27 protein-coding genes and 4 pseudogenes are annotated in these 23,834 nt (G+C 32.9%); 23 read left to right on the top strand and 8 right to left on the bottom strand.

The features are described from left to right. The first annotated feature begins 63 nt into the window (after nt 1–63). Nucleotides 64–663, top strand: a complete 600-nt coding sequence (locus QRY57_RS13825) for an undecaprenyl-diphosphatase (protein WP_286017759.1) — start codon at nt 64–66, stop codon at nt 661–663. Nucleotides 664–981: 318 nt separating this feature from the next. Here QRY57_RS13825 and QRY57_RS13820 read toward each other — a convergent pair whose 3' ends face one another. Then, nucleotides 982–1,305, bottom strand: coding sequence for a hypothetical protein (locus QRY57_RS13820; protein ID WP_090689545.1), 324 nt, complete (start codon nt 1,303–1,305; stop codon nt 982–984). A gap of 348 nt (nt 1,306–1,653) precedes the next feature. Next, nucleotides 1,654–1,809, bottom strand: coding sequence for a hypothetical protein (locus QRY57_RS13815; RefSeq protein WP_170833632.1), 156 nt, complete (start codon nt 1,807–1,809; stop codon nt 1,654–1,656). Between the two features lie 165 nt (nt 1,810–1,974). Here QRY57_RS13815 and QRY57_RS13810 point away from each other — a divergent pair, with 165 nt between their 5' ends. Next, nucleotides 1,975–2,103, top strand: coding sequence for a hypothetical protein (locus QRY57_RS13810; RefSeq protein WP_286017950.1), 129 nt, complete (start codon nt 1,975–1,977; stop codon nt 2,101–2,103). Nucleotides 2,104–2,419: 316 nt separating this feature from the next. Further along, nucleotides 2,420–3,286 carry an adenosylmethionine decarboxylase gene (gene speD, locus QRY57_RS13805; RefSeq protein ID WP_286017758.1) on the top strand — a complete coding sequence of 289 codons (867 nt, stop codon included), beginning with the start codon at nt 2,420–2,422 and terminating at the stop codon, nt 3,284–3,286. 136 nt (nt 3,287–3,422) lie between these two features. Here the strand turns inward: speD and QRY57_RS13800 are convergent, their stop codons facing one another. Beyond that, entirely contained in the window at nt 3,423–3,860 is a 438-nt protein-coding gene (locus QRY57_RS13800) for a cell wall hydrolase (protein WP_286017757.1), read from the bottom strand. A 248-nt stretch (nt 3,861–4,108) separates the two neighbouring features. Here QRY57_RS13800 and QRY57_RS13795 point away from each other — a divergent pair. The 4 genes and pseudogenes from QRY57_RS13795 to QRY57_RS13780 form a co-directional block, all read left to right on the top strand. Continuing rightward, nucleotides 4,109–4,222 (top strand): annotated as a pseudogene (locus QRY57_RS13795) (TetR/AcrR family transcriptional regulator); the annotation flags it as partial. Nucleotides 4,223–4,268: 46 nt separating this feature from the next. Next, complete coding sequence (locus QRY57_RS13790; protein WP_286017755.1) at nt 4,269–4,976, top strand: DNA alkylation repair protein; 708 nt, start codon at nt 4,269–4,271, stop codon at nt 4,974–4,976. A gap of 63 nt (nt 4,977–5,039) precedes the next feature. Further along, nucleotides 5,040–5,198, top strand: a pseudogene (locus QRY57_RS13785) (IS4 family transposase); the annotation flags it as partial. A gap of 341 nt (nt 5,199–5,539) precedes the next feature. Next, a complete protein-coding gene (locus QRY57_RS13780; protein WP_286017754.1) occupies nt 5,540–6,256 on the top strand; it encodes a YrrS family protein in 717 nt (238 codons plus the stop codon). Between the two features lie 96 nt (nt 6,257–6,352). On the opposite strand, the gene QRY57_RS13775 is transcribed toward QRY57_RS13780, so the two are convergent. Then, the gene (locus tag QRY57_RS13775; RefSeq protein WP_208017475.1) at nt 6,353–6,886 is read right to left on the bottom strand and encodes a GNAT family N-acetyltransferase; all 534 of its coding nucleotides are present in this window, start codon (nt 6,884–6,886) and stop codon (nt 6,353–6,355) included. 286 nt (nt 6,887–7,172) lie between these two features. Between QRY57_RS13775 and QRY57_RS13770 the strand changes: the two genes are divergently transcribed. After that, nucleotides 7,173–7,679, top strand: a complete 507-nt coding sequence (locus QRY57_RS13770) for a DUF3189 family protein (protein ID WP_026590922.1) — start codon at nt 7,173–7,175, stop codon at nt 7,677–7,679. A gap of 34 nt (nt 7,680–7,713) precedes the next feature. Here the strand turns inward: QRY57_RS13770 and QRY57_RS13765 are convergent, their stop codons facing one another. After that, the gene (locus tag QRY57_RS13765; RefSeq protein WP_286017753.1) at nt 7,714–8,424 is read right to left on the bottom strand and encodes a hypothetical protein; all 711 of its coding nucleotides are present in this window, start codon (nt 8,422–8,424) and stop codon (nt 7,714–7,716) included. Nucleotides 8,425–8,990: 566 nt separating this feature from the next. Here QRY57_RS13765 and QRY57_RS13760 point away from each other — a divergent pair. The 3 genes from QRY57_RS13760 (at nt 8,991) to mle (ending at nt 12,411) form a co-directional block, all read left to right on the top strand. Beyond that, nucleotides 8,991–10,196, top strand: a complete 1,206-nt coding sequence (locus QRY57_RS13760; protein WP_286017752.1) for an MFS transporter — start codon at nt 8,991–8,993, stop codon at nt 10,194–10,196. A gap of 203 nt (nt 10,197–10,399) precedes the next feature. After that, a complete protein-coding gene (locus tag QRY57_RS13755; protein ID WP_286017751.1) occupies nt 10,400–11,278 on the top strand; it encodes a glycerophosphodiester phosphodiesterase in 879 nt (292 codons plus the stop codon). A 278-nt stretch (nt 11,279–11,556) separates the two neighbouring features. Further along, nucleotides 11,557–12,411, top strand: a complete 855-nt coding sequence (gene mle, locus QRY57_RS13750; protein ID WP_286017750.1) for an alpha/beta fold macrolide esterase — start codon at nt 11,557–11,559, stop codon at nt 12,409–12,411. Nucleotides 12,412–12,684: 273 nt separating this feature from the next. Here the strand turns inward: mle and QRY57_RS13745 are convergent, their stop codons facing one another. Beyond that, nucleotides 12,685–13,152 carry a DUF2306 domain-containing protein gene (locus QRY57_RS13745; RefSeq protein WP_286017749.1) on the bottom strand — a complete coding sequence of 156 codons (468 nt, stop codon included), beginning with the start codon at nt 13,150–13,152 and terminating at the stop codon, nt 12,685–12,687. A gap of 273 nt (nt 13,153–13,425) precedes the next feature. Between QRY57_RS13745 and QRY57_RS13740 the strand changes: the two genes are divergently transcribed. Further along, complete coding sequence (locus tag QRY57_RS13740) at nt 13,426–13,950, top strand: GrpB family protein (RefSeq protein WP_098303350.1); 525 nt, start codon at nt 13,426–13,428, stop codon at nt 13,948–13,950. A 264-nt stretch (nt 13,951–14,214) separates the two neighbouring features. On the opposite strand, the gene QRY57_RS13735 is transcribed toward QRY57_RS13740, so the two are convergent. After that, nucleotides 14,215–15,666 (bottom strand): aminotransferase-like domain-containing protein, encoded by a 1,452-nt coding sequence (locus QRY57_RS13735; protein ID WP_286017748.1) that lies wholly within the window; start codon nt 15,664–15,666, stop codon nt 14,215–14,217. Between the two features lie 157 nt (nt 15,667–15,823). On the opposite strand from QRY57_RS13735, the gene QRY57_RS13730 reads away from it, so the two are divergent. The 11 genes and pseudogenes from QRY57_RS13730 to QRY57_RS13680 all read left to right on the top strand — a co-directional run bounded on the left by QRY57_RS13730 (nt 15,824) and on the right by QRY57_RS13680 (nt 23,329). After that, nucleotides 15,824–16,756 carry a DMT family transporter gene (locus QRY57_RS13730; protein ID WP_286017747.1) on the top strand — a complete coding sequence of 311 codons (933 nt, stop codon included), beginning with the start codon at nt 15,824–15,826 and terminating at the stop codon, nt 16,754–16,756. 156 nt (nt 16,757–16,912) lie between these two features. Further along, nucleotides 16,913–17,374, top strand: coding sequence for a GNAT family N-acetyltransferase (locus QRY57_RS13725; protein WP_286017746.1), 462 nt, complete (start codon nt 16,913–16,915; stop codon nt 17,372–17,374). A gap of 30 nt (nt 17,375–17,404) precedes the next feature. Next, nucleotides 17,405–17,743, top strand: coding sequence for a divalent cation tolerance protein CutA (gene cutA / locus QRY57_RS13720; RefSeq protein ID WP_208017466.1), 339 nt, complete (start codon nt 17,405–17,407; stop codon nt 17,741–17,743). Between the two features lie 58 nt (nt 17,744–17,801). Continuing rightward, a complete protein-coding gene (locus QRY57_RS13715; protein WP_286017745.1) occupies nt 17,802–18,248 on the top strand; it encodes an NUDIX domain-containing protein in 447 nt (148 codons plus the stop codon). A gap of 415 nt (nt 18,249–18,663) precedes the next feature. Then, on the top strand, nt 18,664–18,969 hold the full coding sequence (locus QRY57_RS13710; RefSeq protein WP_286017744.1) for a heterocycloanthracin/sonorensin family bacteriocin: 306 nt from the start codon (nt 18,664–18,666) through the stop codon (nt 18,967–18,969). Between the two features lie 222 nt (nt 18,970–19,191). Continuing rightward, nucleotides 19,192–19,311 (top strand): annotated as a pseudogene (locus tag QRY57_RS13705) (GNAT family N-acetyltransferase); the annotation flags it as partial. A 73-nt stretch (nt 19,312–19,384) separates the two neighbouring features. Further along, nucleotides 19,385–19,781: pseudogene (locus tag QRY57_RS13700) on the top strand (NUDIX domain-containing protein). A gap of 418 nt (nt 19,782–20,199) precedes the next feature. Next, nucleotides 20,200–20,430, top strand: coding sequence for a heterocycloanthracin/sonorensin family bacteriocin (locus tag QRY57_RS13695; RefSeq protein ID WP_090689519.1), 231 nt, complete (start codon nt 20,200–20,202; stop codon nt 20,428–20,430). 167 nt (nt 20,431–20,597) lie between these two features. Further along, nucleotides 20,598–21,620 carry a serine hydrolase domain-containing protein gene (locus tag QRY57_RS13690; RefSeq protein WP_026590909.1) on the top strand — a complete coding sequence of 341 codons (1,023 nt, stop codon included), beginning with the start codon at nt 20,598–20,600 and terminating at the stop codon, nt 21,618–21,620. A 53-nt stretch (nt 21,621–21,673) separates the two neighbouring features. Then, complete coding sequence (locus QRY57_RS13685) at nt 21,674–21,817, top strand: hypothetical protein (RefSeq protein WP_026590908.1); 144 nt, start codon at nt 21,674–21,676, stop codon at nt 21,815–21,817. A gap of 303 nt (nt 21,818–22,120) precedes the next feature. Beyond that, a complete protein-coding gene (locus QRY57_RS13680; protein WP_286017743.1) occupies nt 22,121–23,329 on the top strand; it encodes an L-lactate MFS transporter in 1,209 nt (402 codons plus the stop codon). A 67-nt stretch (nt 23,330–23,396) separates the two neighbouring features. On the opposite strand, the gene QRY57_RS13675 is transcribed toward QRY57_RS13680, so the two are convergent. After that, a complete protein-coding gene (locus tag QRY57_RS13675; protein WP_286017742.1) occupies nt 23,397–23,810 on the bottom strand; it encodes a permease in 414 nt (137 codons plus the stop codon). Nucleotides 23,811–23,834: the final 24 nt, after the last annotated feature.

Raw genomic sequence — 23,834 nt, 5'->3', positions numbered from 1 at the left:
TAAAGCGATAAAACTTGTACTTCTTTAAAGTACGAATGTAATGAAAATAAGGAGAGAGCGGGTATGAACTACACAGTATTTCAATGGATTAATAATTTAGCAGGAACCTCAAGCATTTTAGATAAGTTCATGATTATGATTACAAATAGCGCGCTTTATGTGGCAGCTCTTTTTATGCTTATTTTATGGTTTAGTAATGCAAAAAAAGAAATGGCAATTCAAAAACAATATACTGTTGTATATGCTGTTCTTACAGTTGGAGTTTCATTATTATTAAATGTTTTTATTCATACAGTATATTATCATGCAAGACCTTTTGTAACTTATCACGTTCATCAATTAGTACCACATGCAGTAGATTCATCATTTGTAAGTGATCATTCTGTACTCGTATTCTCAATAGCATTTACAATGTTATTGAGAGGAGAAAGGTTAAAATATATCGCATTAATTTGGGCAGTACTAGTTGGAGTTTCACGTATTTACGTTGGTGTCCATTATCCAGCAGATATAATTGGTGGAGCATTCCTATCATTTATAACTTGTGGCATAGTAATGCAAAGTACACGAAAATTAGAGCCATTCATACAAATGGTATTTAGAATCTATGGATCCGTTTCGAAACGAATTCCATTATTATCGAAATATAACCATACACTTTAATCCTAGAAGTCACTAGAAAAGAACCTAATCATAAATGATAGGTTCTTTTTCATGCACATAAATGTTAATTTCACGCACTGTATTTAATTGGAAAATAAAGAATCAAATAGGATAAAAAAACATATTGGCTTATTGGGGGGCGAAAGTATCTGAACCTTATCTTTAGTAATGCATTTTTTGTAAAGCGTTTTCTGTAAAGCGTTTTCTACGCGAAGTTTAGGATATCTATTATGTACTAATCAACCATTCCGTTTCATGAAATTCCATCCCTAAGTAAGAGATTCCCATGGGAGATCTCTTACTTCAAAACGGAATCGTTCAATCCTCTGTATATCTCATCCATCCACTTTCTGATCGCTTTGCTTTAAATTTACCGTAAGATAAAAGCTTCATTGCTGAGCGTATAGCCGTGTAGAAGACTAAGATTCCGATCCATTCATCTTCCATTTCACTAGGATAATGAGTGGACTGGTGAGCATAATAAGCAGCCATGATACAAGGGACTACTTGCTCCGGATCAAGTCCATATGCAGTTGCATCATCGATAATTAATTCAATAATGCTTCGGTTGCTATCTTTAACTTTCTTCTGGATTAACTTTTTTACCGATTCTGGAACTAACTTTAATATTTCATTTTTCATAACTGTCACCTCATTCTTTAACATGTCCAAATAGCTTGGAAAAGCATTGAACGAATTGTATTAAATTGGGGGATTTTGAATCTTACTTACGCAGGGTGTAAACACAATGTGAAATCTTCTGGTATTAATTTTATTACGGTTTCTAGTAGCAAAAATGACTTCTTTCATCTGTAATTGATACTCGAGCATTCATTGTTGATGCAAGAGAGGGATGACCACATAGAATCAGGGGTAACAGTATTCTTGATAGACCAGTAAAAAAGGAATGCCACTTACTTGTTATTTATGACAAACAATATCAATAATTTTTAGAAATGAAAAAGCCCAGGAGAAAATCCAGGGCTTCTTTCATTTGTTCTTCGATCTTTCAGTGCGAAGAACAGCGTCATTCGTTGGAGTATTAGGTACAAAGTTACCGTGGCTGTCGATGCTGTGTGCTTCTTTATCGTATTGCCCGTTGGCAGTACGCTTTTTTGTTGTAAACGGGTTTTGATTGTGTCCCATGATTGTCACCTCCAATAAACGTAGTATGCGCCAACAAGTAAGTGTTTTTTCAAAAAGAAAGTTTACAAAAAGTGGTAAAGTAGTTGTTAATATCAACGAATCATATTGTATTAAATCAGTCCTTTTGTACAAAATAGGTACGAATGTTCATAAGAGGGAGGATCAATGATGACGAATCGAAATGATAATCGAAAACGCAAAAACAAATATCCAAATAACCTAAAAAACGATACTGAATTCTCAACAGATGTGAATGTTAGAAGTGAAGTAACGAAAAAAGATTTAAACAAATAGTGGTTTGACTAAGGATAATTATAGAAATTGATCCAGGATTTTATTAGTCTGAAACATAAGAAAAGAAAAGATGTACAAGTTCTTGTTAGCTTACACATCTTTTCTTTTTTTAATGGATTTAATTTCAAATTTCATTTACCGTATTTTTACAATGAATTGTATATCCATACTGATTAGTTACCATCAATAGGTTGTCGTTTATTACAAGTAATTCTACTTCAAAAGAAGATGTATGAAAAAATTGTAGAATGGAACTATATTTCATAAAGGGTTTCTAAAACATTATTGAGCAGAAAAAAGAATGGGGAATTTTATTATGAAACTAACACCAGAACAACGGATTCAATTACATGGATTTAATAACCTAACAAAATCATTAAGTTTTAACATGTATGATATTTGCTATACAAAAACAAAAGAAGAACGAGAAGCTTATATAGAATACATAGATGAACAGTATAATGCAGACAGATTAACTAAAATTTTGGAAAATGTCTCGGACATCATAGGAGCACATGTACTAAATATCGCTAAACAGGACTATGTACCACAAGGAGCAAGCGTGACTATATTAGTATCAGAAGGACCAGTGGTAGAAGTACCTACAGAATCATTCACTGAATCTCCGGGACCTCTTCCTGATTCAGTTGTTATGCAGTTAGATAAAAGTCATATCACAGTTCATACGTATCCTGAATATCATCCGGATGAGGGGATCAGCACTTTTAGAGCAGATATTGATGTGGCTACATGCGGTGAAATCTCCCCCCTTAAAGCATTAAATTATCTTATTCACTCATTTGATACTGATATTATGACCATTGATTACCGCGTTAGAGGATTTACAAGAGATATAACAGGTAACAAGTTATTTATTGATCACGAAATAAGTTCTATTCAAAATTACATTCCAAATAACGTGAAAAGTCTCTATGACATGATTGATGTCAATGTATATCAAGAGCATATCTTTCACACAAAATGTAAACTGAAAGAATTTGACCTAAACAACTATCTATTTGGCTATACACAAGAGAAGTTATCAGTAAAAGAACGAGAGGAAATTACAAAAAAATTAAAAACAGAAATGGATGAAATATTTTACGGGAAAAACATGAATCATGGATCAATTGAAGAGGATTTGGATGATAACTCGTTTCAGAGGACTACAAATAATTCATAAGCGTATTTAACAATTCATTAGAGAAATACCAATGGAAAAAGCCTTGCTAGTATATGAAACATAGCCAAGGCTTTTTCTTAACTTTTGAAAGGGAGAATGAATTGTAAAAAGGGTTTAAAGCCATATCAAATAAGCGTTATTTTCCAGAATATACTTTGGGGCAATCAATGCTCTTTGGTTTGTAGAAACAATGTTCTTTGTATTGCCCAGCTAATGTTTGATCCCACCAAACAGGAGGACAATTTCCTACGGGATTAAAAAACCAAAGAGAATTGGTTGCGGGATGCCCTCTCCAATACTCTAGGCATTTCCTTGCCAGTTCTTTGTCAGTTTCTCTTGCACGTTGATAAAAATATCCTTTTGTTACAGCTTCGAATGAATAATTTCCACCTTGCTGTTGGTACACCATTTGTTGAATATTTGTAATTCCTTTAAAATCTAGACAATCACACATGACTCTGTTCACACCGACATTTCCAACATCCAACATACCTTGTTGTCCTTCTCCTTCAGCTTCTGCTCTCATTAGACGAGCTAATAAGTCCACATCACTTTCTGTATATGCAATTCTCATTTCTGTCCCTCCATTCTCTTTATAAATATATGTAAAGAGGATAAAAAACACGAATTAAAAAAATGAATTGCATTCCTATAAGTAATTTCATGCACCGTATTTATAAGAAAAATAAAAAACAAAACAGTTGCTAAATATAGAAAATTTACATAGACTAGATTGAGAACTAACGTTCGTAATTCGAAGATGCAAATGAAAGGAGAAAAGTGTTGAATAAAAGACGTTATAACAGTGAACAAGAAAAATAAGTGATAGCTGAAAAAGTAACCGAACTATTTTCTTATGCAAAGACTTCTGTTAAAGATATTGCGAAGTCCTCTGGTTATAGAAAAGGACATATTTATTACCATTATCAAAATAAAGTTACAATTAGAAGGGTCTTAATATAAAGGAAGGAAGTGCAAAACTATGGATTTCGAAAAAGTTATGCAGGAGCTTGAAGCCCTCGGTAAGGAACGAACGAAAAAAATGTACATATCCAATGGTGCGCAAGAGCCGCTTTTTGGGGTAGCTACAGGTGCTATGAAACCAATCGCAAAGAAATTAAAAATGAATCAACGTTTAGCTGAAGAGCTTTATTCCACAGGTAACTACGATGCAATGTACTTTGCGGGCATTATTGCAAACCCAAAAGCTATGAGTGAGTCGGATTTTGATCGTTGGATGGATGGGGCGTATTTTTATATGCTGTCTGATTTTGTGGTGGCAGTAACTTTATCAGAGTCAGATTTTGCACAAGACGTTGCTGATAAATGGATTGCAAGCGGTGACGAACTGAGAATGTCAGCGGGCTGGAGTTGCTACTGCTGGCTTTTAGGGAATCGCTTAGACAATGAATTTTCCGAAAGTAAGATTTCCAATATGCTTGAAATTGTGAAAAATACGATTCATGATTCGCCAGAACGAACGAAATCCGCTATGAATAATTTTCTATACACCGTGGGGATTTCATATTTGCCGTTACATGAAAAAGCAGTCGAGACCGCAAAGGAAATAGGTACAGTAGAAGTAAAACGGGACAAGAAAAAAAGCAGTTTCCTAAATGCTTACGAAAGTATTCATAAAGAAATTGATAGAGGGAGGCTTGGTTTCAAACGTAAATATGTAAGATGTTAAAAATTAGCTTAGTATTGGGGGGGGAATCCAAGAAGGATTGACACTCTTTTTTATGATTTAGAGTGCGCTATTTTATTTCTATAGCGCATATTTTCTCTTTTAGTCAAAATCCAACTAAACAATTCGTCTCAAATCCAAAGTCAATATACTTCTTATTTTTAACGTATACGTATTTTAGATGCTACTATTTTTCAAGTTCCTAATCATTTTTCCCCCATTTTTCGTTTTTAAATTCCCAAGTATTTCATAAAAATAAATGAATTGTTAAAGCAATCGAAACTTGTATTAAAAATAGTAGAAATATTCTAGCTTAATATGAATTTTATTGTTGAAATTCTGAATATTAAAATGTAATATAGAAAAGCGTGTGTAATAATGTACGAATTAAAAAATGAATTTACAATAGATGTTTGTGTAAGTGATAAGGGGGAAAACGAGAAAGACTATACATATGGAATTTTAAAGTTTATCAACATCAAAAATATGAAAATAAACTTACTAGAGTCTAAAGTAAAGAAAACAACATACAGGTATACTGTAAAAGTCATATGGAGGTTTCAGGAATGGGAAATGAAAGTAGGTTTCAAGAAAAACAACAAACCCGTCGACAGCGAGGTGTTGTTAATATTGGATTAAGTTTGGTATTACTGACAGTCAGCGTGGTATCTTATCAGTTATTTTTTACTGATCAAACAAAAGGAAAAGAGCGTCTAGAAGAAAAGAAGGTAGATCAATTAGCATCTAAAGAAGCGAAAAAAAATAAATTAGAGGAACAAAACGCAAAACAATCAGAAGAAGACGCATCAAAAGAACAATTAAACAAAGAAGTTGAAAAACAAACATTAGCAGAGCAACAAAATCAAGTGAAAGAAACCTCAAAATTACCGGAAAAAGAAAAGCAGCTTAATGAAAATCAAGTGAAAAAACAAGAAGAACAAAAGAATACAAACATGGAAAAGCAGAAGGTGAATGAAGAGGGAACAACTAAAAACCAAACTGAACAAAATAATCAATGGAAGCCAGTTGGTACAGAACAAGGAACAAAACCTGCCATGCAATTTAAAGAGGGAACGACAGATTGGAATGAGATGAAAAAGGCAATTTCCTCCGCTGTTGATGTTCCTGAATCACAAATCATTTATGATTTTATCGGAAATAATGGAACGAATAAAGCATATGGTAATGTGCGAGATAAGCAAAGCAATAAAAAATATAAAGTATACATTGATTGGGTTGAAAATAAGGGATGGAAGCCAGTATCTGTACAGGCTATAAAATAGTTATACCGACAAATGATCTATCAAAATTCAGTATATAAGACAAAGACTCTCCGATTGGAGAGTCTTTTACATGAGTTCCTATTTTTAATATGTTTGCTATTTGTTGATATGGTTATCTTTTCGTTTATCGAATACAAACAGACTAAGTTCTTCAGCATCATTAGCTAACTGAATTAATCGTTCAAACTGTAATCCTATTTTCTTTAATAGCTTAGCTGAAGCGTGATTCTCTTGAGTAGTAATCCCCACAATACGATTTAGCCCCAATTTATCTTTTCCATATGCCATCACCGCAGAAGCTGCTTCATAGGCATATCCTTTGGCCCAATACTTGGGAAGAAAGGCGAAGCCAATATCTACATCTTCCAGTGAATCTCTTTTTACTAGACCACAAATTCCAATTGGAACATGATCCTCCTTTCGTTCTACTAAAAAAAGACAGAAACCATATTGCTCATACATACGAACCGTTCCATTCAAAATATAGGCTTTTGCATCTTCTATCGTTCTCACACCGCGATCACCTATAAATTGTAACCAAGAAGGATCATTCAAAAGCTCCAGGATAAATGATGCATCGTCGGTTGTTTGTAGGCGAAGGATAAGACGTTCTGTTTCAAGGATATTCAAAGAGAATACACCATCCTTTCAGTATTATATTCTATCTAGATATCATAATCGTATTGTTACTTAAAACTCAAGTATATTTCTTTGTGAGGTACACATTATATGTTAATCGTTATACAAACGCTTTTTCTGTACGCCACTTGTTACAGTAATAAGTAGAAGATATTATTTTTGAAAGAAATATATCAAATTAATCAAATAAGTTATAAAATCCCCACATTATTTGATTAGTAAATATTGAAATGGTGATACTAATAAACATTGAACACTTATGATAAGGAATGATACCATGATCTTTATTTACACTGATTTTGGCGGAACGCATACAACCTCACTTGCGGCAGCATATCATTTAAACAAATTACCAACCGATCGAAGACTGACCAAAGAAGAAATTTTAAATGTGGATTATTTCAATAAACTCAAAACTTCTGATATGGGAAAAATAATTTTTCATGGGCGAGACGAGAAAGGGAACCCAGTTTACACAATAGGGCACGGAACATCAAAGTTAGTTGTTCCAGCTATGAAGAATTTAGGAGAAATTCTTCAACATCAATATCAAAACAACGAAAAAATCATTTTTTCAAATACATCTCCAACAGTGCCACTTCCTATGACGTTTGGAGGCTTGTTTTCAAGAAGGTTCCATATTGATTTTATTGGTGTTCCATTACTTGTATGGGGAGCAAAGTTGTGTTGTGACAATATACAACGACTTGTAAGTTATACAAAAGAGGCTGGGAGAATGACAAATGATTCTGTCGTTATTTTAGAAAATGAAGTCTTTAAATAAAAAATGCAGGATATATTGTAATCCTGCATTTTTTCTATATGAATTCAACTTTTTTTCGAATAACAATCTTATCAATGTCCTCTTCTTCATCACCAATATATAAGCCACGTTCTTTTAAATATGTTTCAAAATATAAATCCGCTTCTGCACGTTCATCATAAGGTTTTATAGATAAAACAAATCCTAATTTATTTTGTTCCTCTAAATGAGAAGTAGAGATATAAGCAGGGGTATTATGACGTAAAAATAGCTCCTTAACAGGAATAATCATATCCTTCATTAATTTTGATAGCATACTCATTTCAAAATCAAAGTTAAAGCGGTCAATGCTAGATAAATCAGCAAATACAACCCCAATAAATCCTGTATTAAATACCTCTTGAAATTCAGCATCTTGAGAATCGTAAAAATTCTTTTCAATTAAGTAATTTTTAAAATAAGCAACACCATCAGCTTGTTCAAAAGGTTTTGTGGAAAGAACAAAACCGATTTTCTTTTGTTTATGTAAATACACACAAGATATATATGCAGAAATATTATGTTCTTTAAATAGAGAGCTTGTTGCTCCTGCAAGACCATCTAACACATGATGGACGATTTGAAGTTTCTTTCGGGCAAAGTAATAGGATTTTTTTTGTAGTTCCAATGTATCAATAAACACAGAACCGATAAAGCCTGTATTTGAGATAGTCGGTGTATGCTTTTTTCTTCCTCTGCGCTTGTTTTGAGCCATTGTAAAAATCATCCCTTCAAGTACGATTGAAATAGAAAAAGAACGTTTGTTCGTATATTTATATTTTACTATTTAATCACTACAAAGTAAAGGGATTTTCATCAAAAAACAATAAAAAAGACACCTTTTAAAAGGTGTCTTGAACGTAAGTGGGAAGAGGATTCAACCCATATTATTTGTAATTTATATTATGAAACAGAAACAAGCTCTTCTGCATCGTCTACATCTAAATGACAATCCATTGTACGTACATCTTGATCTTCATGACTTCCGAAATAAATAGTAATTTTCATATGTATCGCTCCTTTATTCTAGGAATACCTAAAATAATTACTAGTAATGTTACTGCCTATTATATACCACTTTTTTCATTTCGACAATCTTATCCAGTTTATATTTTCGTTTTGTAAATATTTAGATTTTTTGTTACGATACATATAATTAAACGTAAGGAGGAATTCGCATGTTAAAAAATTTAAAACGAATCTCAATTAAAGGAAGAGGAGTGAATAGCATTTAAGCTAACTTAGCACTCCTATTTCCGCAAAGAATATAAATATCGGAAAGTAGGAGAAAGTTTGAAAAAATATACGCTGGCAAATCATAATATTTCTATTTTATTTTGGGTTCATTTTTTTGGAACAATTAGTTTTTTACAAGCAGTTATGACGTTGTTTTATGTTGAAAGAGGACTCACTCCTTCCAATATTCTCATTGTATTAATGTGCTGGAGTGGAGCGGTTTTAATTGGAGAAGTACCGGCAGGCGTTTTTGCAGATCGCTTCGGCTTAAAACTCTCGTTTATAACAGGCGCTTGCATCAAAATTATAAGTATCTCTATTTTGTTCTTTGCTGATAATATATGGTTATTTTGTTTATATAGCTTGTTGAATGGTTTATCAGTCACTTTCTTCTCAGGTGCTGACGAAGCCTTAATATATGAATCGTTAAAAGAAACGAATGAACAACATCTTATGGATAAAGCGATGGGAAAAATTCAATCGGCTAGCTTTATTTCAATGATGATTGCTGTTATTTTTGGATCTTATTTTGCGAAAGATTTAAAAGAAGAGCAATTTCTTATTTTAATTACACTCGGGCTTTTTTTTCATTTCGTAGAATTATTTTTACTTTTATTTATAAAAAATCCAGCAGCGGGATTTGAATATATTGAGTCACCGTATTCACAAGTAGTCGAAGGAATACAAGTGATTCGAAAAGCACCTCAATTACTCATCATGTTCTTGAATATATCACTTGTATTTATTTCAGCGAGTGCGGTTTTTGATAACTACGATCAACTACTTTTGAAAAATGCAGGAGTTCCTGTATTTGCAATTGGTATATTATATGCAGTCGCTGCAATAGGCGGATATTTTGCATCCATTTCAATAGGATGGTTAACCAAAAAATTCTCTCGTATATTTTTATTAAATCTTTCAGGTACATTAGCTGTCTGTGGATTACTATTAGCAGCGTGCTTTGGAAATACGTTATGGGTCGTTTTAGGAGCATTTATTATATTACGATTTGTAAGAGCAATAAGATACCCGATTTATTCACAACTGAGTAATGATATAATTCCATCACATGTACGTGCAACAACAATTTCATTGTTATCAGTGCTCGATTCAGTGCTGGATTTAATTATTTTTGGTACGCTTTCTTTACTTGCTGTATATGGATTATCTGTTATGTTTATCGGATGTGCTATCATTGCACTAATAGGCTCTTGCTTACCGATTAAAGGTAAAAAGGAAGTACCTAAAAATATTGAATTGTAACTCATAGTAAATAGACCATGCTTTAGGATAGATTCAATCCTTAAAGCATGGTTTGTTTTTTATCAAAATATTGGTTATGCAATTATCCGTTATACAGACTGCATAACTTTGTTACAAAACCTTAATAACATATTTAAGCCTACTTAAATTTTAACGTGTATTATAGATAAATAGAGTAAAAGACTAGGAGTTAAAATATTACTATGAAAAAACCACTTATCACTACAATTATTTTCCTTTGGATAGGAATAAGCATCGTCATTCTACAGCAAACAAAAGAAAAGAATTACATAAAAGCTAAGAACCAATCAGATAACGTAATAACGATTGCTCATAGAGGTGCATCCGCATATGCTCCAGAACATACAATACCAGCTTACAAATTAGGTCAACAATTTAAAAGCGATTATATAGAAATAGATCTTCAAATGACAAAAGATGGGCACTTAATTGCCATGCATGATGATACATTAAATCGAACAACAAATGGATCAGGACTTGTTAAAGATCATACATTAGAAGAAATAAAAAGACTTGATGCTGGTAGTTTCTTTAACAAAAAACATCCCAATCTAGTAAAAGAAGAATTTCAGGATGTAAAAGTACCAACACTTGCAGAAATTATTGAAACATTTGGACATGATGCTCGATATTATATCGAAACAAAATCACCAGAAGACTATCCTGGAATGGAGGAAAAACTATTAGAAATACTGAATCAATACAAATTAACTGATCCAAGTATTGTAAAGGAAAAAATAATCATCCAATCATTTAGTAAAGAAAGTTTAAAAAAAGTTCATAGTCTAAATTCAGGCATTCCTCTAGTGCAATTATTAACACATAAGGAAGCAACGAGATTAACTAATGAAGACTTAAAGGAGTACAAAACTTATTGTTTGGGCTTGGGCATGAATTATACATCTATGAATGCTACCTATGTTAAAAAAATACAAAAACACGGCTTAGAAATTCATCCATTTACAGTGGATAAAGAGGAAGATATGAAAAAATTGATTGTATGGGGTGTAAACGGCATGTTCACGAATTATCCGGATCGTTTGCAGCACGTAAAAAGCTAAAATAAAACATCTATATTATGATATGAATGTTTTATTTATCAATATTCATTAGTAGTAAAATAGATTAACTACGCTACCAAAACATATTATAATAAATAGTGGGCTAAAGCCTCTTATTCATCTCTTATAAGGAGAGTGTTTAGCATGATTATAAAGTTCAATCGTTTCCGTTAATTTCAGGTACATTTCTATTCGTGCATTTTTCTAAAGTGAATTTTGGGCTGTTTTGATGTGCTTTTTTCCCAACGACCAAATTCGAATGAAATGAGGAATGAATTATGAAAGAAAAAATAAATAAAATTAATGGAATTGATATATGCACAGAGAGTTTTGGAGATCCTAATCATCCAGCTACTTTATTGATTATGGGAGCAATGTGTTCAATGGTTTACTGGGATGAAGAGTTTTGCCAAAGATTAGCGGATACAGGGCGATACGTTATTCGATACGATCATCGAGATGTTGGACGTTCCGTTGTCTACGAGCCAGGAAGTTCTCAATATACTGTAGAAGACATGGCGGATGATGCTGTTGGAGTACTGGATACATACGATATTAATCAAGCGCATATTGTTGGAATGTCCTTGGGAGGTATGATTGCTCAAGTTATCGCAGTAAGACATCCTCAAAGAGTTCTAACAATGACTTTGATTGCATCAAGTATTTATGGGTCTGATGAAAATGATCGAAATTTACCTCCAATGGATGAAAAAATTCTTGCTAATCATGCGAATGGAAGTAAATTGGACTGGACGGATAACGAATCTGTAGTGAATTATTTGGTTAGAGGATCAGCATTACTCTGTGGACCAAAGCATAAATTTGATGAACAAAGAGTTACAAAGCAGGTAACAAAAGAAATAAAAAGAGCAAACAATCTACTCAGTATGTTTAATCATGCACTGCTTAAAGGTGATGATTACTATGAGGGGAAATTAAAAGAACTATATATACCTACTTTGGTTATTCACGGTACCGAAGACACGGCGCTTCCATATGAACATGGCTTAGCTCTAGCTAATGAAATTCCTAATGCATCGTTACTACCACTAGAGGGAACGGGGCATGAAATTCACTTTGATGATTGGGGTAATATAATTAACGCTATTTCGAAACATACTTCAAGAGTGTAAGTGTAGGAAGTTACACAGCTAAAATAGACGATTTAAGGATTTTTCTAATCCGTAGATCGTCTATTTTATTTTAATAATTAATTGACAATGATACAGAAATAGATTTAACATGACGAGTCTAAAGTAAAAAAGAACCCAGTAAAATCTGGATTCTTTTTCTTTGAACTAAAATGATTGCGTCATAATATAAATCATTGAATTTAATTATCGAAGCAGAATATTTACTGCATGATTAATGGTGCTTTTATTGTTTTCCAAGAGAGATAGAACTTTTTACTTGTTTGTATGTTTTTTGTATTTTTTTACAACCATTATTGCAAGTGGGGTACCAATCAATGTAGGTAAAAACCAAAACGATAGTTTAGGAAGTAAATTTAATATTGGAATATAGCTCCCGATGTTCACTAAAAGGGCCGTTACAGCACCTATATATGAACCTAGCATACCTCTAATATGATGGTGAAGCCAATTTTTCCAACGTCTTTTTCTTGCAAGATAGCCATAAATAGCAAATGAATAAGAAAAAAGTGCGACATAAAACAAATAAGCAATCTCATTCCAATGTAAAATAGATAATATAATTGCAGTGATGAAAACTACAACGTAAGATGCATGGTAAACTTCACCCCATTCTGTATGAGTTCCTTTTCTCTTTTTTGCAGACATTGCAACCGCCCCTGAAATTAAACATATGGCCCCAAATACAATATGAATGATTAAAAGGATGTGAAAGATATCCAATAAACTTCCTCCTTTGCTACTTTAATATTTTTGGTTTGTTAACGAAGAGATGAAATACATCTTCGGTTCAATTTAATATATTGAAATAAAGGTGCTTCTAGAACATTCTCTATCTTTAATATTTTTCATCATATTTTATTAGCTAATTTAGAATATATATTGTAATTTTAAGTAACTACCTCATATTTGGGGAGATATTACAGTTCTGAAAAAAAGAGAAAACAGAACCTGCTTTTGCAAAAGTTCTAGGTCTTATTAAGGAGGAACAGACTAATGGCTGAAAAAACAAGAGTAATAGAAATTATGCCTTATAATCCTGAATGGAAAATGGAATTTAAGAAAATCAAAATGATGATTGAAAGTTATATTGGAGATTTGACTTTAAGAATTGAACATGTAGGGAGCACTTCTATTGAAGGATTAGCAGCGAAACCGATTATTGATATTGATGTCGTTATAGATAGTTACGATATTTTGCCTGATATTATAAAACGATTAGAAAAAGAAGGTTATCAATATCAAGGAGATCTAGGTGTTGAAGGTCGTGAAGCTTTTCAACGGAATAAAGAAGATCATTTTATGAAATACCATCTCTATGTTTGTCCAAAGGACGGGAAAGGTTATTTAGAGCATATCGCTTTACGTGATTATTTATCGTCGAATAAAGCTGCACGTAAAGAATATGAGGAATTGAAATACAAACTAGCTGAAAATTATCGGAAAGATATTGATCGTTATTGTAAGGCGAAAACAGATTTTATAAAAGGAGTTTTGGAGAAAACTCTTTATAAAAACTAGAAAGGAATAAAAATGCGAATTGCTACCTGTAATATTTAGAACAAGCAAATAGGCTATTTGTGGAGAGATAAATTAATGCAAATATTCTTGCCTTATAAGAAATTAGAACCATAATGAATGAATAAAAAAATATAAATCCCTATTGGTTGTGTTAACCATCAGTGGGGAACTAAACACCCTGCCAATAGAAGTTTCACTTTATTTCAATAAAAGGATTAATAAATTTACAAAAAAGCCTGTTTCTTAAAGGAACAGACTTTTTTACTATGAGTTTATCAACTCTCGAACAATTTCGCTTAATTGATAGATTCCTTTTGTTAGATCTTCCACAGATGCATAGGCATACGAAAGTCGAATATGCTGATTAGACTCTTCTCCATAAATACGCCCTAGGTTAAGAAGTATCCCGCTAGATAACGCTTTTGAGTATAGTTTTTTCATTGGAATTTTCGGTTTTATTTTTAACCATATAAAAAAACCACCACTAGGAACATTCCATTCGGCAATATTTTTGCAATACATATCCAATGCTTGAATCATTATGGTTCTTCGTATCTTTAGCTGCTCTCTCACAAATTCTACATGCTCTTGATACAAACCGCTAGAAAGCCACTTTTCAGCAACTCTTTGTGATAAAGAACTAGAACCATAGTCTGTTTGCATTTTTATATCTGATAATCGTTCAATTACAGGTTCAGGGCCGATAATCCATCCGATCCTTAAACCTGGACTTAGTGTCTTTGATAAACTACCGATATGTAATACATGTCCGTGTTTATCCATTGCCTTTAACGGGAGAGGAGGTGGCTCATCAATCCATAATTCACGGTAAATATCATCTTCAATAACAGGAAGTTGTTCTTTCTCACATACTTTTATAAGTTCTTTTCGCCGAGTTTTTGACATTAAAGTTCCTGTGGGATTATGAAAGCTAGGAATAGAATATAAAACAGTTTTTTCACCAGTGTATTTATTCAGTCTAGATAACTCACTTGGTATAACCCCTTGGCAATCCAAGGATACTCCTGATAAATGCATTCCTGCTGATTGGAATACATGAAGCGAATAGAGATAAGATGGTTGTTCAAGTAGAACTGGAGATCCCTTATGTAGAAGACCAACAGCTATCAACTGTAATGCTTGTAAAGCTCCAGAGACGATTAATATGGAAGATGGTGAGACATGAATACCAAATGAACTTACATAATTACTGATGGCTTCACGTAAAGGGAGAAACCCCTTTGGTTCTTCATATCCGAAAGCAGTGAGGTTTTTACAAACTTCTTGCATGACTAATTGCATTGTTTCTAATGGGAAAATATTAGAAGCAAGTTCGCCTTTACTAAGGTGAATGAATTGTTTATTTGATTCTACTGTATTAATTTCTTGAACCATTTCTTTGCTCGGTTTATGCAAACCCGCTTTCACATACTCATTCCAATTAGGCGGTGGATCAGTAGCTAATAGGGTCCATGTATTATTGACCACAATTGTACCCATACCCATTTTCCCTTGGATTAAACCATCTGCAGTTAGCTCCTCTAATGCTGTAATAACCGTACTTCGATTTACATCAAATATCTGTGCCAATTTTCGTTGACTTGGGATTTTACTACCTATCGGCCATTCGCCATTTGTAATCTTTACTTTCATATACTCCATAATCTGTTGGTACTTAGGGGATTGTTTATTCGACTTTCGATTATATGTATTCATAAAAAGCCCCCTTTTTTCTACTAATGAACCGTAAAGTGGTTGGTTTTTTTATTAAAGAACTGGTTGAAGACATTTTATCAACGATTGAATATTATGAAAAGAAATAATTGGAAAAGGAAAAGTGGCTGGCTTTTTCTATATGAAAGGAAGAGATGATATGAAATATAGTGAATGGAATTTCCGTGTTTTATTCTCACACTGTATTACGATTGTTCTTTGGGGTTCTGCATTTCCTGGAATTCGCGTTGGGCTTGAAGCATATACGCCGGAACATCTTACGTTATTACGTTTATTAATAGCCTCATTCGCTTTAGTTATTTTATCGGTCATACGTAGAATGCGTTTACCAGAATTAAAAGACATACCGGTAATATTCATTCTAGGCGGTTTAGGTTTTACCGTTTATCACATCACCTTAAATTATGGAGAGAAAAGTGTGAGCGCAGGGCCTGCAAGTTTGATTGTATCAGTTACCCCTATCATAACTGCAGTACTTGCTCTTATATTTTTCCGTGAAAAATTTAAATTATGGGGATGGATAGGAGGAGCAGTTAGTTTTATAGGAGTAGCACTCATATCAATTAGTACTGGAGATGAACTCGGATTCAACACTGGCATACTACTTATACTTATTGCTGCAATTTCAGAAAGTTTATTCTTTGTTTTTCAAAAACCATTCCTCAAAAAATATGGAAGTTTACCGTTTACTGTATATACGATATGGGCAGGGACTGTATTAATGCTAATCTTTTTACCAGGGCTTGGCTCTGAAATAGTAAAAGCTCCTATAGAAGTTACTCTTAGCGCTGTGTATTTAGGTCTTTTTCCAACGGTACTTCCGTATATAGCTTTGGCTTATATAACTTCTCATGCTGGAGCCTCTGAAGCAACGAGCTCACTTTATTTAACACCAGCGTTTGCTTGCTTTATTAGTTGGATATGGTTAGGAGAGGTTCCTACTATGTTATCAATACTTGGTGGTGTCATAACAATATTTGGCGTTGTACTTGCACATATAAAAAACGAAAAAGATCACTACATACGAATTGAAAGAACAAACGATGTAAATAAATCACATTCGATGTTTTAAAATCTATATGAGAAAAAGGAGATTAATGGAATGAAACGAATATAAAAGAAGAATTAAAATTAAGGAAGTTTTTTTCTTACCAATTATTTGTGTTGTTTCAATTCATATAAGGATTTTTCAATAATTTCATAATCCATTATTCCAAAGGAGTTTGATATGGTAAACCTACAATTGAAAGTCGTGACAAGAGAAAACTGGGAAGACGCACTAAAATTACAAGTATCCAAGGAACAAAATCAATTTGTACCGTCTGTAGCTGTATCACTTGCAAAAGTATATATAAAACCAGATGGTGACAACGTAGAATATATACCATTTGCTATATACGATAACGATGTTATGGTTGGGTTTATTATGCATGCCTTCGATAGAAATACAGTCGACATGTATTGGATTAATGGGTTTTTGATTGATGAAAAATATCAAGGGAAAGGATACGGAAAATCTGCTTTAATAGTGATGATTAAATGGATTACCAACCATTTTTCTCAGTGCAAAGAAATTCGCCTAACTGTTCATAAAGAGAACATTCCGGCAAAAAAGTTATATGAAAAATATAGTTTCATAGATCTTGGCCATGTTTATGATGGAGAACAAGTATATCGTTTATTTGTTTAACTTTAATTAAGAAAAGGCGTGAAACAAAGTATGCAATTTAACGAAGTAAAAATCGAAATATTTATTCCGGATGAATTTATTGAAGACTTACGAGATGCATTAAATAAAGTTCAGGCTTGTAAAGTGGGGAATTATGATAACTGCCTGTCTTATAGCGCAGTTAAAGGGTACTGGAGACCGCTAAATAACTCAGAACCTTATAATGGAGAAATTGGTCAAATATGCGAAGGACAAGAATGTAAGGTGGAAATACGGTGCAAACGAGAAATAGTAAAAGATGCACTTGCGGTTATTCATCGCATTCATCCCTACGAAACACCTATGATTTATATTATTCCACTACTAAATGAGTATTTTGGACAAATGTAATATTCTTTATGAACATAAATACTATAAAGTAGTTGCTGCATAAAGAGGGGGAACCTAATTGAAAACAAAATTTCATCATATTGTAAGAGGAATCATTATAAAAGATAACAAACTTTTAATAGCAAACTACAAAGGGCATCACTCTTTTCTACCAGGTGGTCATGTTGAGTTAGGAGAATCTGCAGAATGCGCATTAATTCGCGAACTTAAAGAAGAAATAGGGATCGATTGTGAAATTAAGCGCTTTTTAGGAGTGATTGAAAACCAGTGGCAAGATAGTGAAATATTTCATTATGAAATTAATCATGTTTTCGAAGTTGATAGTAACGACTTACATAGTGATATAGAACCAATTTCTAAAGAGTCTCACCTGGATTTTAGTTGGATTATTCCTAATAATAAAAATCTAATTGTATATAAAATAATGCCTGAACCTTCAGTCCGAGGATTAATAGAAAAGGTGCAAAAAGAGGAATTATCAAGTTGTTGGCTTAGCAATTTATAAAATAACATGTAAGAGTACTACGTTGTAAAAAAAACATGATATAAGTACCCTTTCTGGAAAAACTAATATACTCTTAGTTCATCTTTTTAAAAATTTAATATCTGTGTTTTTTATGACTAAAAGATATCACGCAAAAAATTACCACGCTTAAGCTATAGAACTAGAAAATGATGACATAAAGCTAAATATTATTGTTTAAATTCATATTTTTATAATTTCCATTTATAAAAATGAGCCCATAGTAAAAACAACCTAAAAATAGGCATATGAACAAGGTGCATCATCAAGTGATAGGTCATATTTTGTTGGTGTACGTATTGAGCTTAGTTTATAGCGCTATTTCTACTTAGATTTAACGAACAGAAATCTAAGAAAGCATCGATGGGGTTTTAATTTATAAACGGAGGTCATGAAAATGAATGAGTTTCAACAAGAACTACAAGCGTTAAGTCTTAATGATTATCAGTCTGGAAATGTTATGTATTGGGACCAGCAAAACCAATATCCATATTACTATATTGAAGATGATGCTCGTCGCTGTGGCGGTTGTGGTCGTTGCGGTGGTTGCGGTGGCCGTTGCGGTGGATTTCGTTGTGGTGGATTCCGTTGTGTTGGTTGCTTCGGTTGTTTTGGCTGCGGTGGTTGTGGTGGTTGTGGTGGTTGTGGTGGTTGCTCTAATTGTTTTGACGGTTTTAATGGTGTTACCTGGTGGGTCATTTAAATTCGTGACATAAATAAAAATATTTTTGAAAGAAAAGTGTATATACAAGTATGAACTGTAGAGACACTTTTCTTTCATTTTTTGAATTTAACAAATAAAAGGGCATCTTCTATTTTCGTCGAAATTAATATTTGACATAGCATTTCATATAGAGATGAATGGTACATTGGATACATATCAAAAAATAGTTTCATGGGTAGAAGAAATACAGGTGCGGAATAAGAGATTCGTCTATCTATACACAAAAAGAACACTCGGGCAAAAAGATTTTATGAAAGCTATCGTTTTGTAAATCTTGGTCATGTTTATGATGGGGAAGAAGTATATCGTTTACTTGTTTAACTTTAATTAAGAAAATGGATAAAGAGGAGAAACCTAATCGAAAACAAAATTTCATCATATTGTAAGAGGAATCATTATTAAAGATAACAAACTTTTAATAGCAAATTATAAAAGGCATCATTCTTTTCTACCAGGTGGTCATGTAGAATTAGGAGAACCTGCAGAATGCGCATTAATTCGTGAATTTAAAGAAGAAATAGGGATCGATTGTGAAATTAAGCGCTTTTTTAGGTGTTATTGAAAACGATTGGCAAGATAGTGAGACTCTCCATTATGAAATTAATCATGTTTTCGAGGTTTATAGTAAAGACTTACATAGTGATATAGCGCCGATTTCGAAAGAGTCTCACTTGGCTTTTCATTGGATCATCCCTAGTAATGAAAATTTCATTACATATAAAATAATGCCCGAACCCTCTGTTCAAAGATTAATAGAAAAGATGCAGAAAGATAATGTATCAAATTGTTAGATTAGCAACTTATAAAATGTTGATAAAGGGTATGGGGTGCTTAAATGTAAATATTACTGTATAAGTACCCAACTTATTCTTTCCACCTCGATTGTAACCCCCCATATCATATTGCGAGATTCCCCCATTAAATTTACAAATGAGAAATTCATGTAAAATTATATTCATTGTCCAATTTCATATTTTGAAAATGTTTATAATAATGAATCCATCATATAAGCTATTTAAAAATAGGCAACCGAACAAGGTACATCACCCAGTAAAAACTCATATTTTGTTGTTGTACGTATTGAAATTAGTTTATAGTTTCTATATTTATCACTGCTTATTACAGAGATTAAACAAGCAAAAAAATATAGAAAAGCACCAATGAATTATGTTAGATGGAAGATTAATTTTATAAACGGAGGTCATAAAAATGAATGAGTTTCAACAAGAACTGCACTCATTGAATTTAAATGATTATCAGTCTGGAAATGTTGTGTACTGGGATAATCAAAACCAATATCCATACTATTATGCACAAGAAGATGCTCGTCGCTGCGGCGGATGCGGACGTTGTGGCGGATGTGGTGGACGTTGCTTCGGATGCGGCGGTTGTGGCGGATGCTTTGGCTGCTTTAGCTGCTGGAGCTGGTGGTTCATTTAACTTTGTAGCATAAATAAAGTTATTATATGAAAGAAGAGTGTATGTACATGTTCAAATTGTAGAGACACTTTTCTTTCATTTTGTAGAGTAAATAATTTTAAGGGCATTTTCTATTTTTGTCGAATTTAATATCTGATATAGCATTTTATTTAGAGGTGAATGATACATTGAATACATTTCAAAAATTAGTTTCATGGGTAGAAGAAATAAAAGAACAGAATCATAGTACTGCAGCAGCACTTTTTATTATGAAAGATAATGAAGTGGTGCTTGAACATTATAGTGGAAAACATTCTAATACTGAAAACAGTGCACCAATAACAGCTTCTTCACAATTTAATGTCGCTTCGGCTAGAAAGAGTTACTTAGGTCTAGCAGTCGCTTATGCCCTGTATGAAGGGAAAATAAAGAATCTCGATGATTACGCAGCTGATTATTTTAAAGACTATGATAAAGATTTACTTGGTAAAACAACATTAAGACATTTAGTAACCCATTCACACGGTTTAAATGAAAAAGTAGACGGAACCATTTATCGAGAGTTTGAACCTGGAAAAGGATGGGCATATAGAGACATTAATGTACGTATGATGACGCACCTTATTAATCAGCTATATAATACAAGTTTTCCAACGCTATTAAAGAAACGTATCTTTATACCTGCAGGTTTTAAAGAAACAGGATGGCGAAAAAAGCATCATGAGAATTTGGTAAAGGTAATAGTAAATCCTCATGAAGAAGCGATATGCAGTACTGGAATATTAGATGATGGAACAGAAAAGAATCTTTTCGTTTCTGCTAGAGAATTCGCCTATTGGGGAAATTTACATCTAAATGAAGGGTATTTAAACGGAAAACAAATTGTACCGAAAGAGGTCATTAAAATTGCAACAAGTCTTCAAAGCCCAAAATATGAAAACATGGACCTACCACAAAATGGATGTTTTTGGTTCGTTCAAAACACACCGGCTTTACAAAGTGAACTTGGAGAAAGAGTGCCTAAAGGCTCGTATCAAATATTAGGCATTACAGGACCCACCATTTTAGTTATTCCCGAATATAATGTTGTCGTTGCCAAAATGTATAATAAAAGATATAACTATGGGGGAGACAATTATCTGTATTATTTACGAGAATTTAGCAATTTAGTCGCTGATACATTCTCGAAATCATCTTTTACATACCAGTAAAAATATTTAAATTAGGGTATAACTACTTTTATACAGAAAAGGAGTGAGCCCTTATGAAAAAACAAACCAATAGAACTACAAAACAAAATATCAAAGACACAAGCATTGAGCAAAATGCTATATATAGCGATCCAAAAGATGCAGCAAATATGCAAACTGTTCCACAACCAAAAGATTATGAGGAAATCGAATATTAATTTTTATTTTTATAAGACTTTTTTATGAAAGAAAAATACATCTTAGGCCCTATAAAAATAAGGGCATCATTTGGTACTATATGTATATAAGCATTTGAAAATGTCTTATCTTAACACAGCTTTTTTACAATAAATCCGTATATAATCTAATCAACAAAAAGGCGCTTCTTACTGAAGTGCCTTTTTGTTGATTTTATACAATCACTCTAATTTAATTTCCAGTTTTAAATTCGTATCTCGTCTTTTAACACGGATATACTAAATTGTGATAAATCATGTCATGATAAGAAAGGGACAGTTCGCATGAAACAAGCATCTATAAACCCATGGCTTATTGTCCTAGGCACAATCATCGTGCAAATTGGGCTGGGAACTATTTATACATGGAGTTTGTTTAATCAACCTTTAGTAAATAAATTTGGCTGGGAACTTCATACTGTGGCAATAACTTTTTCAATTACCAGCTTTTCTTTATCGTTTTCAACTTTGTTTGCAGGTAAATTACAACAAAAAATGGGACTTCGTAAACTTATTGCAACTGCAGGAATTATTCTTGGGTTTGGATTAATTCTTAGCTCACAAGTCTCTTCATTAGCGTTACTTTATTTACTAGCTGGTGTCGTCGTAGGGTATGCAGATGGAACAGCTTATATCACATCATTGTCTAATTTAATTAAATGGTTTCCAAATCGTAAAGGCTTAATTTCTGGTATTTCAGTCTCAGCATATGGAATGGGAAGCTTAATTTTTAAATACGTGAATGGAAAGCTAATTGATACAGTTGGTGTATCGGAAGCTTTTTTATATTGGGGCATAATCGTTTTGATTGTAATACTCGTGGGATCTTTCTTCTTACGTGAGGCTCCTACAAATGAAACAGTATCTGAAACTGTAAGTAGTGATTATTCACCGAAAGAAATGTTACGTACAAAACAAGCTTATTTATTATTTTTTATGTTATTTACATCGTGCATGAGCGGCCTATATTTAATCGGTATGGTAAAAGATATCGGGGTTCAACTCGTAGGACTGAGTGCAGCAACCGCAGCAAATGCCGTTGCAATGATTGCAATCTTTAATACTGCAGGCCGCATTATTCTCGGGACATTGTCGGATAAAATAGGTCGATTAAAAATTGTATCCGCAACTTTTGTCGTAATCGGTTTATCTGTGTTTACACTCAGTTTTATGAATTTAAACTACGCTATTTATTTTACTTGTGTTGCAAGTGTTGCATTTTGTTTCGGAGGTAATATCACCATATTTCCGGCAATTGTGGGGGATTTCTTCGGTCTCAAAAATCATAGTACAAATTATGGAATCGTATATCAAGGTTTTGGCTTTGGAGCACTCGCGGGGGCATTTATCGGCGCTTTGTTAGGTGGATTTCAGCCTACTTTTATTACAATCGGTATACTGTGTATTATATCCTTTGTTATTGCCATTTTAATTCGACCACCGAGTAATCAGAAAAAGAAGGAAAAACAAAAGCTATATCAAAAAATAGCTTAAGGAAAGAGCCCTAAATGAATACTAGGGCTCTTTTGAAAAGGAACTAAATTTTTTATTTCCAGTTATTTTATAAACGATGTAGTTCATACCAAATAATAATAAAAATGATAGAAATAAAATAAGAGTTAGTAAAACAACCTCCGATATCTCCATCAAAGTTTGCATCTGCATTTGAAAAATTCCAGTCCTTAACTTTACTGATAATATGCCCTAGAATATAGGACAACACAAAGCAAATTATAAAAGCCAAAGCAAGGTACACTGTAAATTCTCGATGCGATATTGAATCCACTATGTAAAAACCAAATCCCACAAATGCACCTAAAAGTCCTAAAATAAATAACATTTTTAAAAAAATTTTTATATTAACCCAACATTGACTTAAGAATTGCCCATACGTTCTCCGGTTATGTCGTTTCTTTTTATGAGGTATCATTCCAACCACAATCATTTTTTCTACTATTTCTTTAAATAAAAACAAATAACATCCTTAATATTCCATATG

Origin of the sequence: Bacillus arachidis (assembly GCF_030285945.1) — a bacterium.
Classification (GTDB): Bacteria; Bacillota; Bacilli; order Bacillales; family Bacillaceae_G; genus Bacillus_A; species Bacillus_A arachidis.
This window is presented reverse-complemented; position numbering and strand designations above follow the sequence as displayed.